Raw genomic sequence first — 13,983 nt, forward strand, 5'->3', positions numbered from 1 at the left:
GCCCCCTTTTGCCGGACCGCCATCGCATGACCCCGCAGGAAATTCAGTCCCGAGTGCTGTACAAGGATCGCCTGATTCTGGTGATCAACAAGCCTGCCGGGCTGCCGGTGCATGCCGGGCCGGGCGGCGGCCCCAATCTGGAAGCCTCCTTCCACCACCTGTGTTTTGAACATCCGCGCGCCCCGGGGCTGGCCCACCGGCTGGACCGCGACACCTCCGGCTGCCTCGTGCTGGGCCGCCACCACAAGGGGCTGAAGCGGATGGGAAAACTGTTCCAGCAGGGCAAGGTTGGCAAGATCTACTGGGCGGTGTGCACCGCCGCGCCGGAGCAGGAGAGCGGCACCGTCAGCCTGCCCCTGCGCAAGATGACCCCCAACGGCGGCTGGCGGATGGTGGTTGACCCCAAGGAGGGGCAGGAGTCCATCACCGATTACCGCGTTCTTGGCCGCTCCCGCGATGGGATGGCGTGGATTGAATGCCGCCCGCGCACCGGCCGCACCCACCAGATCCGCGTTCACATGGCCGCCATCGGCGCGCCGCTGCTGGGCGATCCGCTGTACGGGCAGGCCGACCGCCGGGCCATGCACCTGCATTCCCGCAGCGTCACCATTCCGCTGTATGCCGAAAAACCGCCGATCACCGTTGATGCCCCGCCCCCGGCCCATATGGTGCAGGCCCTGCGCGCCTGCGGCTGGGACGGCTGAGGCAGGCCCCGCAGCCGCAGGCCTGCGGTTTCACCCCGATTGGAACCGGTGGAGGAAAACGGCCTCCCCTTTTTCAAAGCAAGGGGTTAGGAGGCAGGCCCTGAACCCGGTCTTGTGTCCGGGCAGATATACCCTTACGGAGGGTACTGCCTTTCACCCGTTTTTGGTGTAGGATTTGTGGCATCCGCTGTTAGAGCATTTTCCGATTGAGCAGGCTCCGATCAATCGAAGAAAATGCTCTATTTTTAAAAATTTAGAGCGTTTTCAACCGCAAAACCGGTGTCCACTTTTGCTGAAAACGCTCTAACGGCAAGGGAGGGATGCCATGCCGCTACAGGCCATTCTGGGAAAAGTGACCCTGCTGGAAAATCTCGGGCCGTTTGTGCTGGTCTGGGAATCCCTGAGCGTGGTCTGTCTGTGTGTGATGCAGGGGCTGGGGCTGCCGACGGATGTCAGCGCCGCCGGTGTCACCGCCGCCGTCATGGCCCCGGTGGCCGTTCTGGCCCTGTGGCAGCTGGAACGGACCTTTGTCGCCACCGGCATGGTCACCCTGAACGACCCGGACAACGTCGCCGCCCCGGCGGAATAATCTCCGGTGGGATTTCTGTCTGCCCGTCAGTACGTCAGCACATCCGGGCCGGTGCCGTCAGACCAGTCTTCCGGCCACGCCGGGCCCAGCGGCACCTTGCCCAGCCCGCCCGGCCGGTCGAGGATATAGGTCGGCAGACCAAGGCCGGACACCCGCCCGCGCAGGCTTTTCATCAGCGCCCGCCCCTCGTCCACCGGCAGCCGGAAATGGCTGGTCCCCGGCGCCAGATCGGGGTGGTGCAGGTAATAGGGTTTAATGCGGTTGCGGACAAAGGCGCGGAACAGGGCTTCCAGCGCCTCCGCCGTATCATTGACCCCGCGCAGCAGCACGCTCTGCGACACCAGCGGAATCCCGGCATCGGCCAGACGCCGCACCGCCGCCACCACCTCCGGCACGAATTCATCGGCATGGTTGGCGTGGACCGCCACCCATGGCACCAGCCGCTTGCCTGCGGTCAGGGCGGCGATCAGCTCCTCCGTCACCTTGGCCGGATCGTGGACCGGCAGGCGGCTGTGCCAGCGGATGATCTCCACCTGCGGCAGGGCATCCAGCGCCTCGGTGATGCGGCGGACCCGGCGCGGCGACAGCAGCAGCGGGTCCCCCCCGGTCAGGATCACTTCCCACACCTTCGGCTGGGCGGCGATATAGGCCAGCGCCGCCTCCAGCTGGGCCTCGGTCAGGGTCTCCCCACCCGGCCCCACCACCTCGCGGCGGAAGCAGAACCGGCAGTAGGCGGCACAGACATGCACCGGCTTCAGCAGCAGACGGTCAGGGTAGCGGTGGACAATCCCCGGCAACGGGCTTTTGGCGTCATCGCCGATCGGGTCCGGCACTTCATCCAGGGTGGTCAGCAGTTCCCGCGCATCGGGGCGGAACTGCCGCACCAGCGGGTCCTCCGCCCCGGCACCGGCCATCAGGCTTTCCAGAAACGGCGTGGTTTTGACCGCATAGCGGCGGGCCACCGCGTCCAGCTCGGACGCCGTGCCCATCCCGGAGTGTGCGGATGCGGTGGCGGGGTTCGTCATCATGCCCCGCCTCTATCCCGCCCGCCGGGGAAAATCAAGCCCACATGGAAAAGGGAAAACCGGGCAGACGGCACGCGGCCCTGCCCCTCAGGCCCGGCTTTCGGCGAAGATCACCAGCCGGCAGCCGAAAAACGTCAGGAACATCGACACCGCCGAGCCCACCGCCAAGGCCGGGACCGGCAGCGACAGAACCGGAATCATCGAGCGGACCAGCGCCGAGAAGATCGCAAAATTGACCAGCGCCCCCAGCCCCTGAAGCAGGAAATAGCCGATATAGCGGGATGACGTCACCGGGCTGCGGGAAAAGGTCAGGTTGCGGTTGAGCAGCCACGTCACCGTGACGGCCACCGGAAAGCTGACGGCCCGGGCCTCGATGCTGCCCCACCCGAAAATCTCATGGAGCAGCGACAGAGTCCCGGCATCGGTGAGGAAGCCGATGCCGCCGACCAGCCCGAACATCACAACCGCCTGATAGCGGCGAAACAGAGACACCATCATCCTGCGCATCCGCTCCCGGAGAGTGTTCACCTCAGCGCCCCCGGCCCCTGACAGAGGCAGGAACCGGACCGGCGGCACAGACGGTCAGAGCGGCCGGGTCTGCCCGGACACCATACCCGCATCGGCATCGGCGGGAAACACCCCTGTCCCCCGGTCGGCATGCATCAGGTACACCAGCCGCTTCTGGGTGATGTACACATGGGTGATGCTGTCCAGAATCAGGCCGGTGACGAAACTGATAGCCCCCAGCAGCATCAGGCCAGATGCGGCGATCGTGGTCGGCACCCGCTGAACCAGCCCGGTTTCCAGAAAGTGATACACCACCGGCAGACCAAGCCCCAGCGACAGCAGCACAAAGAAGGCGCTGAGGATGGAGAACATCATCATCGGCCGCACCAGCTTCATCAGCTTCAGCATCGCCCACAGGATGCGGGCGCCGTCACGGTAGGTCTTCAGCTTGCTGTGGCTGCCTTCGGCACGGTCGAAATAGTCGGTCGCCACCTCGGCCGTCGGCAGGGCCATCTGGATGGCATGCACCGACAGTTCCGTCTCGATCTCAAAGCCTGCCGACAGGGCCGGGAAGCTTTTGGCAAAGCGGCGGGAGAACACCCGATATCCCGAGAAGATATCGCTGAACTTCTCGCCGAACAGATGGCGCAGGACCAGATTGAACAGGCGGTTGCCGAGACGGTGGCCGTTGCGGTAGGCGTTGTCACTGTCGGTATGCCGGGTGCCGACCACCATATCCAGCCGGTCGCGGATCAGCAGGGTGATCATTTCCCGCGCCCGCGTCACGTCATAGGTGCCATCGCCGTCGGCCATGACATAGACATCGGCATCAATTTCGGCAAAGGCGCGGCGGACCGCGTGGCCCTTGCCCTGATGATGTTCCACAATCACCGGAACCCCGGCGGCCCGGGCAATCTCCCCGGTGTTGTCGGTGGAGTTATTGTCGATGACATAGACCTGCGCTTCCGGCAGGGCCTGCTGAAATGACCGGATAACCCCGGCAATCGCCAGCCCTTCGTTATAGCATGGCAACAAAACCGCAATTCTGGCCTGAACCGGCGCCATCATGCTTTTCCTTCACTCCCTGATGGTTCCGCCGTTTTTGCAATCAGGCGGCTCCCGGCACTCCACAGCCCGCAGAGGACCTGTGTCAGTACAAAACAATACACAACGAGTAAGCCCAGATTATACCGCGGGATACTGACGGAGACGATGGCATGGACCCCGGCCATCAGAAGAACCGGCAGCAGCAGAATTCCCAGACTGGCCCGGACCGGGCGGGACGACATCCACACCACCGGCAGGAAGAAAACCAGCGCCACCAGACCGAACAGATGCCCCACGAACAGACCACGCCACACCATCAGCAGGGTTACCGCAAAACTCTTTAACGGATCATTGAAGAAATGATCATGGAACAGATAGGCCTTGGCCTCGGCAACCGTCCCCTTACCCAGCGCGATCCGGTGCAGAATATCGCGGCCATAGACATAATATCCCTGCGGATCCCAGCTCAGATGCCCGGCGGTCTCCGCGCCGAACAGGGCTCGGGCGGCGTTATCCCCGAAATCGGGCAGATAATACAGGAAACCGGCAAAAAACTCCGTCCACGGCATCGCATTATAGGCAAAGCGGTGCGACAGGGTCGTCAGAAGATAGGAATCATCGCTCAGGCCCCAATATCCCAGCGATACTCCGTTGCGGATCAGCACCGGCAGCATCAGCACACCCCAGCCCGCCGCCAGCGCCGCCCAACACAGCCCCCAGTTCCGCCACCGCTGCACCCGGTCCCGCTGCCACAGCGCCATCAGGATAAAGACCGGCAGCATGGCTGGCACCAGCGCGCTCCACGCCGGTTTCACATGGACCAACGCCCCGACCGCCAGACCGACGACACCCCAGCGCCACACCATACCATTGCTGCGGACCGCCGCCAGCCACGCCAGAAAGAACAGCCCCAGTGCCGCCAGATAGGACGGTTCGCTCAGCACATCATGGCTGTAACTGCGCAGATCCCGCATCCCCAGCGCCAGAAGGATCACCAGAGACGGGCGTATCCACCCCCCGAACACCTGCCGGGCCAGCAGATACAGGCAGACCAGAAAGACCGCGATCTCCACCGTATAAATAATCTTCAGGGATGTCAGCGATCCGCAGGTCTGGCTGGCCGGATCTTTCAGCAGGCACAGCATGCCCGCCCGTGTCCCGCCATCCAGCGCCGCCGCCACCGACAGCTCAAAGGCCGTAAACAGGCCACCGGGGACCATTCCGGGAGCAGGAGAAACCCCCGGGTCATAGACCTGCGGACTGATCACCCCATACTCCAGCAGATTAAGGGCCATCGAGACATAGCGGCTGGAATCTTCCTGCATGCCGATGCCCTTGGTAAACACGTGGTACCCCATCGTCAGGCAGGCAAGCAGAACGACAATCCAGCCAACTCGATATCCACGGACCATTCATCCCCCCAGAAGCGGTTTTCAGTCAGGCCACTTTTTGATGAGAGCAGTTTCTGCGCAAGTGAATCCGGCTTCTCCCCGAAAACGCCCTGACTTTTAGGCTGGAGCATTTTCTTCTCTGAACCGGCCCCAACGTTTTCTGAAAACGCTGTCACGGCACACTTGGGCGGATCACGTCTAGGGTATTTTCCAATCAGGTGGAAGCCAATTCATCGAAGGAAATGGTCTTTTTTAAAAAATCAAAGCCTGCTCCGATTCATTGGGGTGTTTTCTGAATCAGTGGGCTGTGGTCCAGCGCACAGGCCCCCACATAGAAAGAGAGCGTCCCCACACAACCGGACCTTGCCGATCATGCGGAGAACGCTCCCGGACCCGCTCAGGGCTGGAGGAATTACTCGGCGTTGCCGCCCCGGTCCGCCAGATAACGGCTGGCCGCCACCAGAATATCGCGCTTGCCGACATGGTTGGCGGCGCTGATGATACCTTCGGCCTCCATCTTCTCGACAATGCGGGCGGCGCGGTTATAGCCGATCTGAAGATGCCGCTGGATGAAGCTGACCGAAACCTTCTGTTCGCGCAGCACCAGTGCCACCGCCTGATCATAGGGGTCGTCGTAGCCGCCTTCGCCCATGGCGGAGGCATCAAACACCGCGCCCCCGGCATCGTCATCGCCGTCGCTGTCGTCCTCTTCCTCGGTGATGGTGTGCAGGTAATCCGGCTCGCCACAGAAGTCCTTCAGGTGGCGCACCACCCGTTCCACTTCGGTATCGGAAACGAACGGCCCGTGGACGCGGGTAACCCGGCCCCCGGAGGCCATGTACAGCATATCCCCCTGCCCCAGCAGCTGTTCCGCCCCCTGTTCACCGAGGATGGTGCGGCTGTCGATCTTGCTGGTGACCTGGAAGGAAATCCGGGTCGGGAAGTTGGCCTTGATGGTGCCGGTGATGACATCGACACTCGGGCGCTGGGTGGCCATGATCAGGTGGATGCCCGCCGCGCGGGCCATCTGGGCCAGCCGCTGGATGGTGGCTTCAATTTCCTTACCCGCCACCAGCATCAGGTCGGCCATCTCATCGACCACCACCACGATGTAGGGCAGCTCGGTCAGGTCGATGATCTGGTCTTCAAAGGTCGGCTCGCCGGTTTCGCGGTCGAAGCCGGTCTGCACCTTGCGGGTCACCTGCTCGCCCCGGGCGGTCAGCTCAGCGGCGCGCTCGTTGTAGCCTTCAATGTTGCGCACCCCCAGCGCCGCCATGTTGCGGTAGCGGGTTTCCATTTCCTTGACCGCCCACTTCAGGGCGACCACCGCCTTCTTCGGGTCAGTCACCACCGGGGTCAGCAGGTGCGGGATGCCGTCATAGACGCTCAGTTCCAGCATCTTCGGGTCAACCATGATCAGGCGGCAGCGCTGCGGCGACAGCCGGTACAGCAGCGACAGGATCATGGTGTTGATGCCGACCGACTTGCCGGAGCCGGTGGTTCCGGCGATCAGCAGGTGCGGCATTTTGGCCAGATCGACCACCACCGGATCGCCGCCGATATCCTTGCCCAGCACCAGCGGCAGACGGCCGCCGTGTTCGCCATAGGCCGGGCTTTCCAGCATCTCGCGCAGATAGACCGTTTCACGGGTGGCGTTCGGCAGTTCCACACCGATGGCGGACCGGCCCGGCACCACGGCGACGCGGGCGGTCACCGCGCTCATCGAGCGGGCGATATCGTCAGACAGGTTGATGACGGTGGAGGACTTGGTGCCGGGCACCGGCTCAAATTCAAACAGGGTGACGACCGGACCGGCCTTCACTTCCATGATCTCGCCGCGCACCTTGAAGTTCTTCAGCACCGTTTCCAGCATCCGGGCCTGACCGGCCAGACCGCTTTCGTCGGCGTCGTCATCCTCGCGGCCCGGGGCCTGCTGCAACAGCGTCATCGGCGGGGCCGGATAGGCCTCTTCCTCCTCCGCCGTCTCCTCCGCCACAGCCTCATCGAGCGGGGCAGCCTCCGGGATCAGATCCTGATCCTGAGCGGAAAACGGATCCGCCGCAGAATAGTCTGCCCCCTCCACCGGGTCCGCTGCGTCAGCATCCCTCTCCGGCGTGGCACTGCCACCGAGATCCCCACCGAGGGCATCACCGAATTCCTCGGCGGTCACGGTTTCCGCCGCCGGGAACACCGCCTCGAAGCCAACGGAAAACTCAAGGTCTTCCACCGGCTCGCCGCTGAAATCCTCTTCCCCGGCAAAGCGGGCGATAGCCTCGGGATCGAATGGGGATACCGGGGGAACCGAGGCCGTCACCACGCCCGGATCCTCGCCCGCCACAGCGTCGTACAGCACCGGGGCCGCCCCGGTCTGCTCCTCCGCCGGGGCTTCCTCGGCACCGGCGAACAGGGCGGAGACCAGCGCATCATCGGCAACAGCAACGGCCTGCGGCGGCTGGTAGAACGGAGCCACCGGCGGAACGGCAGCCTCAGAGAGGTCTTCTTCAGAGAAGTCCGGCTCAGACAGGTCCGGCCCGGCAGCGGCAAAGACCGGTACCTCAGCCCCCGGATCCATTTCCTGCCCGGCATCCGCCGGGAGGGGCAGCCCTTCGGCACCGTCCTCATCGGCATGGGCCACCGCCCACGCCGCATCGGCGGCCTGTGCCGTCAGGGTCTGGGCGGCGGTGCTGTCCGACAGAGCCTCTTCCCAGTCTTCCGGCTTTTCTTCCCGCACCCGGATCAGGGCTTCCTGCCATTCCACCCCGGCGACAAAGGCAAAAGCCGCCATCGCCGCCAGATGTTCGTCTTCCTGCGCGGTGCCGTAGGCCACGGTGCCTTCCGGGCGGCCCGGCATATATTCCACATCCCATTCCCATGCGCCGTCGGGCCAGACATGACGGGCAAGGCGGTAGGGCTTGGAATTGACCGCACACCACAGATTGAACTCGCCTGCCGTCAGCTTTTCCTTAAGGTCGGAAGGGGTGCCACGGCTGGTGAACTGTTCAACGGACATGCGCCCGGTACTCCATCTGCAAGATAACAGAAACTGTTACGGATTTCAGGAAAGAAGACACAGCCTTACGGCTGCTGGAACGCTACAGCCTTACGGCTGCTGGCCGGTCAGCCGGTAGGCGCTGACCAGCAGCTTGACCACCTCGCCGCGGTCATCGAACAGCGGCAGCACCAGACGTTCCCACTTCTGCACCTCGCCGTCGAAATCGGCCTCGTACAGGCGGGCCACCGGAATGCGTTCCCGCACCACCCGGTCGTATTCCTGTTTCAGGATATCGGCCTGTTCCTTCGGCAGGGCCGCCACCGACTTGCCGACGGTATCGGCATGGAAGGCGCTGGCGAAGGTCCGCCCGTAATAGGCGTAGACGAAATCATCGCCATCGACCGACACATCCAGCACCACCAGATTGTCCAGCCACGGGCGCAGCTCCACCGGCTCCAGATCCTGGGCCATGGGCAGATGTTCGCCTTCGCAGAGTTTCAACCAGCGCTGGTAAAGCTCTTTAAGCTGTTGATGGCGCAAAATCAGGACGAGACGGCTCATTGTGTCACTTGGCCCCACGGATGTTCCGGTTTGGTTTACACGACCAGTCTAGGCATGTTGTTTACGTCACCCCCACCCGGCCTTCAAGCGGTTCCTCCGGCGGCGGGGGAAAATTCATTCTCCGGCGTCGTCCCCGACCCCGTTTCCAGCCCCGTTTCCAGTCCTGTTTCAGGGGCCCTTTCCAGGGCTTCGACCGCCGCCTCGAACGGCAGCATCGCCGACCCGTGGCGCGACCGCACCATCTGGGCCGGGCGCAGAATCTCCAGATCAGCCCAGCGGCCACCGGGGAAGGTCACCTCCTCCCCCTTCAGCATCGCCCGGACCAGATCGCGGATCTGCCGCAACTCAACCACATCACAGCCGACCGCCGCTGTGATGACAATCGCTGACGCCGCCGCCGAAAGAGCGCAGGCGCGCACGGCGTAGCCGGTGGCCGCCACCCGCCCGGCATCATCCAGCAGCAGATCAAGGGTGATCTGACTGCCACACAGCGGGCTGCGGCGTTTGACGGTCACGGTGGGCGCGGGCAGGCGGCGGTCTTCCCTGACCTCCGTCCCCAACGCCTTCATCCGTGCCGAATACAGGTCAAGCAGGGCGTCATCCATAATCCTTAGCATCCTTTATCCCGGCCCCGCCGTCCAGTGGCAGTCCGGAGGGTTTCCCGACTTTCTGCCGGATATGGGCCGTTTACGGCGATGGCGCAATCCGCCTATTATGACGCATACGTCATCTTAATTTCGCATAGGGAAGACAGGAATGACCCTGTGGCTCCGCCTGCTATGGCTGCTGCTGACCGCCCCGTTCAGGCCCCGGCTGCTGATGGATGCCGCCTCGGTGCTGCATACCCGAGTGTGGCCGGTGGATGTGGACCTGAACATTCATATGACCAACGCCCGCTACAGCGCGGTGATGGATCTGGGGCGGATCGACCTGCTGATCCGCACCGGCCTGCTGCGGATACTCCTGCGGCACCGTCTGCGGGCGGTGGTCGGGGCCAGCATGCTGCGCTGGCGGAAAGGGCTGGCCCCGTTGCAGCCTTACCGGCTGGAAACCCGGCTGGTGGCGTGGGACGATAAATGGTTCTGGATGGAACAACGCTTCATCACCGCCACCGGGGTGCTGGCCTGTATCGGCATGGTCAAAACCTGTTTCACCGACCGCAGCGGCGTGGTGCCGCCGGATCGGGTGGCCGCTTTTCTGGGCATCCCCCCGGACCGGCGCCCGCCTCTGCCGGACTGGGCCACAGCGTGGGATCAGGTGGAGACCGGGGCACTGGACCGCCAGAGCGGCAAAGCCTGACGCCCCACCCCGGCGGGCCCTGTAACCACAGGCGCGCAAACGATATAGGCCTTTCGGCCCCTTGCGCAAAGAAGCCGACTCTCACATTGTGAACCGCACATGAGGCCTTCGCCGTACATCGGAATATGCATAACATTGCATACGGATGCAGCGGTGACCGCCGCACATCCGGGGTCGGGGGACCCCACACCACCCTCCTGCCCCGGGCCGGAGGGATCTTGAGAGGGGATATCCGGCACCGGATCACCGGGCCGGATCCGTGGAAGGCAGTCACTGATGAACGTTTATATCCAGCCGGACCGGTCCGGCCAGACGGGCGGCAGCATGATCACCCGGCTTCTGGCCGTGATCGCCGCCGCCATCCTGCTGATTTTTTCCGCCTTTGCCCTGTATATGGACCTGCACCAGCGCCAGCAGATCCGCGAGGACCTGAGCATCAGCCTGTCGCTGCTGGGCCAAAGCACCAGCGACAGCATCCGCAACTGGCTGGATGCCCGCGTCGCCCTGATCACCACCCTGTCCGATCTGGCCACCACCGACCCGGCGGCGGAGAAGATCCTGCCGGTCCTGAAGACCCAGGCTTTCACCGGTGCGTTCGAGAACGCCTTCGTCGGCACCGCCGACGGCACCTTCACCATGTGGCCGCTGACCAAACTGCCGGATGGGTTCGATGCCCGCACCCGGCCGTGGTATGTCAAGGTCCGGGATACCGGCACCACGGTGCTGATTCCGCCCTTCATGAACGTTGCCACCAAACAGCTGACCATGACCCTGTCTGCCCCGTTGAAGCCGGGCGGCACCTTCAACGGCGTCGCTGCCGGGAATTTCAATGTCAAGACCCTGTCGGCGATGATCGACGGTATCAAGCTCGGCGGCCTCGGCTATGCCTTCATCGCCGATGCGCAGGGCACCGTGCTGATCCACCCGCAGCCGGAGATGGTCACCAAAACCCTGAAGGACCTGTTCCCTGAGCAGACCCCGGCGATGGCGCCCGGCCTTCAGGAGGCCCAGTCCGCCGCCGGAGAGGCGCTGGTGGTGTTCACCCCGATCAAGGTGCCGGGGGCCGAATGGTCGCTGGTGCTGGTGGCTGACCGCGATCAGGCCTTTGCGCCGCTGCGGGCCTTCCGGCTGTCCGCCGTGATTGCCGGGGCCGCCGCCGCGCTGGTCCTGCTGCTGCTGCTGCATCAGGGGCTGACCCGCATCGTCGCCCGCCCGCTGGCGGCGATGACCACCACCATGCGCCAGCTTGCCGGGGGCCGCACCGATGTCAGCATTCCCGGCGCCGGGCGTCAGGATGAGATCGGCGCCATGGCTGCCGCCGTCAGCATCTTCCGCGATAACGCGGTGGAGCGGGAACGGCTGGAGCAGGAGCAGGAGGCCGCCCGCCGCGCCCAGAGCGAACGGACCGAACGGGTCGAACAGGCGATCTGTGAGTTTGACGCCCGGATTTCCGCCGGTCTCGGCAGTGTTGCCGTCTCCGCCCAGCGGATGGAGGAAACCGCCCGCTCCCTGACCGCCACGGCGGAACAGTCAGCGCAGGATGCCACCGCCGCCGCCGCCGCGACGGAAGAAGCCTCGGTCAACGTGCAGGGGGTGGCCCAGTCCACCGACCTGCTGGCCGCCAGCATCAGCAATATCTCCGACCGCGCCCAGCGCTCCCGCGATGTCGCCCAGCAGGCGATGTCCGCCGCCGAGCAGACCGACAGCACCGTGCAGTCTCTGGTGGAGGCCACCGAACGGATCAGTCAGATCGTCGGCCTGATCAACGACATCGCCAACCAGACCAACCTGCTGGCCCTGAACGCCACCATCGAGGCCGCCCGCGCCGGGGACGCCGGAAAAGGCTTTGCCGTGGTCGCCAACGAGGTGAAAAGTCTGGCCACCCAGACCGGGCGGGCCACCGACGACATCGGCCGCCAGATCGGCGAGATCCAGCGGGTGTCCGGCGAGGTGGTCGAGGCGATCCGGGGCATCGGGCAGGTGATCGGCACCATCAACAGCCTGTCCGGCGATATCGCGCTGGCGGTGGATGATCAGGGCCAGTCCACCCGCGAAATCGCCCAGAACGTCGCTGAAGCCGCCAAGGGCACGCAGGAGGTGTCCCGCAGCGTGATCGGGGTGACCGACGGGTCCCGCCAGACCGGCGAAAATGCCGAACAGGTTCTGTCCGCCGCCGGAGATCTGGCCCGGCAGTCCGATGCCCTGAAACAGGACGTGGAACGCTTCTTCAGCCACATCCGCAGCCTGTAACGCCCGACAGTAGAATGACTGATCAGGCCCGGCCCGGGGTTTCCCCGGTGCCGGGCCTGTCTTTTCCCGGGCCTTCTTGTACCGGGCTTACCCTGTCACCCCTTCAGCAGGGCCTTCACCGCCGGGGACAGCACCGCCGTGCCGCGTTCGGCATAGGTTTCGTGGTTTTTCTCGATCTCACCCAGCCGGTAGAGGTAATTGACCATCATCCCCGCCGACTGGGCCATGCCCTTGGCGGAGGTGTCGCCCAGCCAGTTCAGCCGGTCGATCCGCGCCCCGTTGGTCAGGTGGAAATGCGCCACCGGGTCCAGCGCCGTCGGGGCCGCGCCCTTGCGTCCGGGCCGCTTTTCCTGCGCCAGATAGCGGGCGGTCAGCCGCAGGATCACCGGTTGCAGGGCATCGGCCTGTCCGGCCTCGTGCCACCAGCGCACCCCGCCGATGGTCGCCGACAGCGGTGCCACATCCAGCACCGTCTTCAGCGACTTTGCCTCAGCGGGGGTCAGCAGCGGGGTGCCTCCTGCCTGTTCCGCCTGTTCCTGCTCCGCCAGCCAGCTGAGGAACCCCGGAACCGGCGACAGGGTGGCAAAGGTCTTCAGGCCGGGGAATTCCGCCAGCAGCACCTCCACCACCTTCTTGATCAGGAAGTTGCCGAAGCTGATCCCCGACAGCCCCTGCTGGGCATTGGAAATCGAATAGAAGATCGCCGTCGTCGCCTTGGACGGATCCCCCAACGGGGCCGAGACGTCCAGCAGGTCCTGAATATTCGCCGCCATCTCCGGCAGCAGGGCGACCTGCACGAAGATCAGCGGCTCATCCGGCATGCGGGGGTGGAAAAAGGCGAACAGGCGGCGGTCGGAATCGAGGCGGTTCTTCAGGTCATCCCAGCTGCGGATGGCGTGCACCGCCTCATAGGCCATCAACTTTTCAAGGATCGAGGCCGGACTGTCCCAGGTGATGCGCCGCAGCTCCAGAAAGCCGACATCAAACCAGCGGGTCAGCAGGTTACGCAGGTCTGTTTCCAGCGCCTTCAGCTCCGGATGCTGCCGCGACAGGGCCATCAGCTCCGCCCGCATATCAACCAGAAACTTCACCCCGTTGGGCAGGGCGTTGAACTGGGTCAGCAGGCGCAGGCGCGGGGCCTCCAGCGCCGTGCGCAGGGCTTCTTCCGCCGCCGGGCGCTTCTCCGCCGGGGCCTTGGCCATCGCCTGCACCGCCGCATCCACCGCCGCCCGGTCAACGTCGAACTCCGTCGCCATCACGGTCAGAAACCGCCGCCGCCCTTCCGGATCCAGCCGCAGGTAGGCCTTGCCCAGCGCCGCCGCCCGGGCCCGGGCCGAGACCTCGCCGCCCTTGCCTTCAAGGCAGGCATTCATCTGGTCCCGCACCCGGGTCAGGTCATCAGCGGGCAAGGCGGGCTGAATATTCTCCACCAGATCCGGGGCGCGGCTCGACACCAGCTCGTGCCACAGGGAACTCAGCCGATCAAACAGGCCGGGGGCGACATATTCGTTCATGGCAAAGTCTCCTTCCTGATCCGTCGCATACCATCGGGCGCGCGCATTTCCCCATAATGATAAGGCGTTTTCAGGGCAGAGGGCACTGCCTTCGCCGCAAAAAA

General features: G+C 64.5%; 12 protein-coding genes. 4 read left to right on the forward strand and 8 right to left on the reverse strand.

Features of this window, described 5'->3' with window-relative positions:
- Window positions 1-26: 26 nt before the first annotated feature.
- Window positions 27-704 carry an RluA family pseudouridine synthase gene (locus tag FHS48_RS08940; protein WP_184263216.1) on the forward strand — a complete coding sequence of 226 codons (678 nt, stop codon included), beginning with the start codon at window positions 27-29 and terminating at the stop codon, window positions 702-704.
- Between the two features lie 325 nt (window positions 705-1,029).
- Window positions 1,030-1,293 (forward strand): hypothetical protein, encoded by a 264-nt coding sequence (locus FHS48_RS08945; protein ID WP_184263217.1) that lies wholly within the window; start codon window positions 1,030-1,032, stop codon window positions 1,291-1,293.
- A gap of 26 nt (window positions 1,294-1,319) precedes the next feature.
- Here FHS48_RS08945 and FHS48_RS08950 read toward each other — a convergent pair whose 3' ends face one another.
- The 7 genes from FHS48_RS08950 to FHS48_RS08980 all read right to left on the reverse strand — a co-directional run bounded on the left by FHS48_RS08950 (window position 1,320) and on the right by FHS48_RS08980 (window position 9,421).
- Entirely contained in the window at window positions 1,320-2,321 is a 1,002-nt protein-coding gene (locus FHS48_RS08950) for a lysine-2,3-aminomutase-like protein (protein ID WP_260402400.1), read from the reverse strand.
- An 84-nt stretch (window positions 2,322-2,405) separates the two neighbouring features.
- Window positions 2,406-2,816: a GtrA family protein gene (locus FHS48_RS08955; protein ID WP_184263218.1), complete on the reverse strand. Its 411-nt coding sequence runs from the start codon at window positions 2,814-2,816 to the stop codon at window positions 2,406-2,408.
- Between the two features lie 84 nt (window positions 2,817-2,900).
- Entirely contained in the window at window positions 2,901-3,893 is a 993-nt protein-coding gene (locus FHS48_RS08960; RefSeq protein ID WP_260402401.1) for a glycosyltransferase, read from the reverse strand.
- Window positions 3,890-5,284 (reverse strand): hypothetical protein, encoded by a 1,395-nt coding sequence (locus FHS48_RS08965; RefSeq protein ID WP_184263219.1) that lies wholly within the window; start codon window positions 5,282-5,284, stop codon window positions 3,890-3,892. The genes FHS48_RS08960 and FHS48_RS08965 overlap by 4 nt, the downstream gene beginning before the upstream one ends.
- 391 nt (window positions 5,285-5,675) lie before the next feature.
- Complete coding sequence (locus FHS48_RS08970; protein WP_184263220.1) at window positions 5,676-8,273, reverse strand: DNA translocase FtsK; 2,598 nt, start codon at window positions 8,271-8,273, stop codon at window positions 5,676-5,678.
- 90 nt (window positions 8,274-8,363) lie between these two features.
- A complete protein-coding gene (locus FHS48_RS08975; protein WP_184263221.1) occupies window positions 8,364-8,816 on the reverse strand; it encodes a PAS domain-containing protein in 453 nt (150 codons plus the stop codon).
- Between the two features lie 83 nt (window positions 8,817-8,899).
- A complete protein-coding gene (locus FHS48_RS08980) occupies window positions 8,900-9,421 on the reverse strand; it encodes an iron-sulfur cluster assembly scaffold protein (RefSeq protein ID WP_184263222.1) in 522 nt (173 codons plus the stop codon).
- A gap of 151 nt (window positions 9,422-9,572) precedes the next feature.
- Between FHS48_RS08980 and FHS48_RS08985 the strand changes: the two genes are divergently transcribed.
- Complete coding sequence (locus FHS48_RS08985) at window positions 9,573-10,115, forward strand: thioesterase family protein (RefSeq protein ID WP_184263223.1); 543 nt, start codon at window positions 9,573-9,575, stop codon at window positions 10,113-10,115.
- A 276-nt stretch (window positions 10,116-10,391) separates the two neighbouring features.
- A complete protein-coding gene (locus FHS48_RS08990) occupies window positions 10,392-12,365 on the forward strand; it encodes a methyl-accepting chemotaxis protein (RefSeq protein WP_184263224.1) in 1,974 nt (657 codons plus the stop codon).
- Window positions 12,366-12,460: 95 nt separating this feature from the next.
- On the opposite strand, the gene FHS48_RS08995 is transcribed toward FHS48_RS08990, so the two are convergent.
- Window positions 12,461-13,879 (reverse strand): malonyl-CoA decarboxylase, encoded by a 1,419-nt coding sequence (locus FHS48_RS08995; RefSeq protein ID WP_184263225.1) that lies wholly within the window; start codon window positions 13,877-13,879, stop codon window positions 12,461-12,463.
- Window positions 13,880-13,983: the final 104 nt, after the last annotated feature.

The sequence above is a fragment of the Novispirillum itersonii genome, from assembly GCF_014205675.1.
Taxonomy (GTDB): Bacteria; Pseudomonadota; Alphaproteobacteria; order Rhodospirillales; family Rhodospirillaceae; genus Novispirillum; species Novispirillum itersonii_A.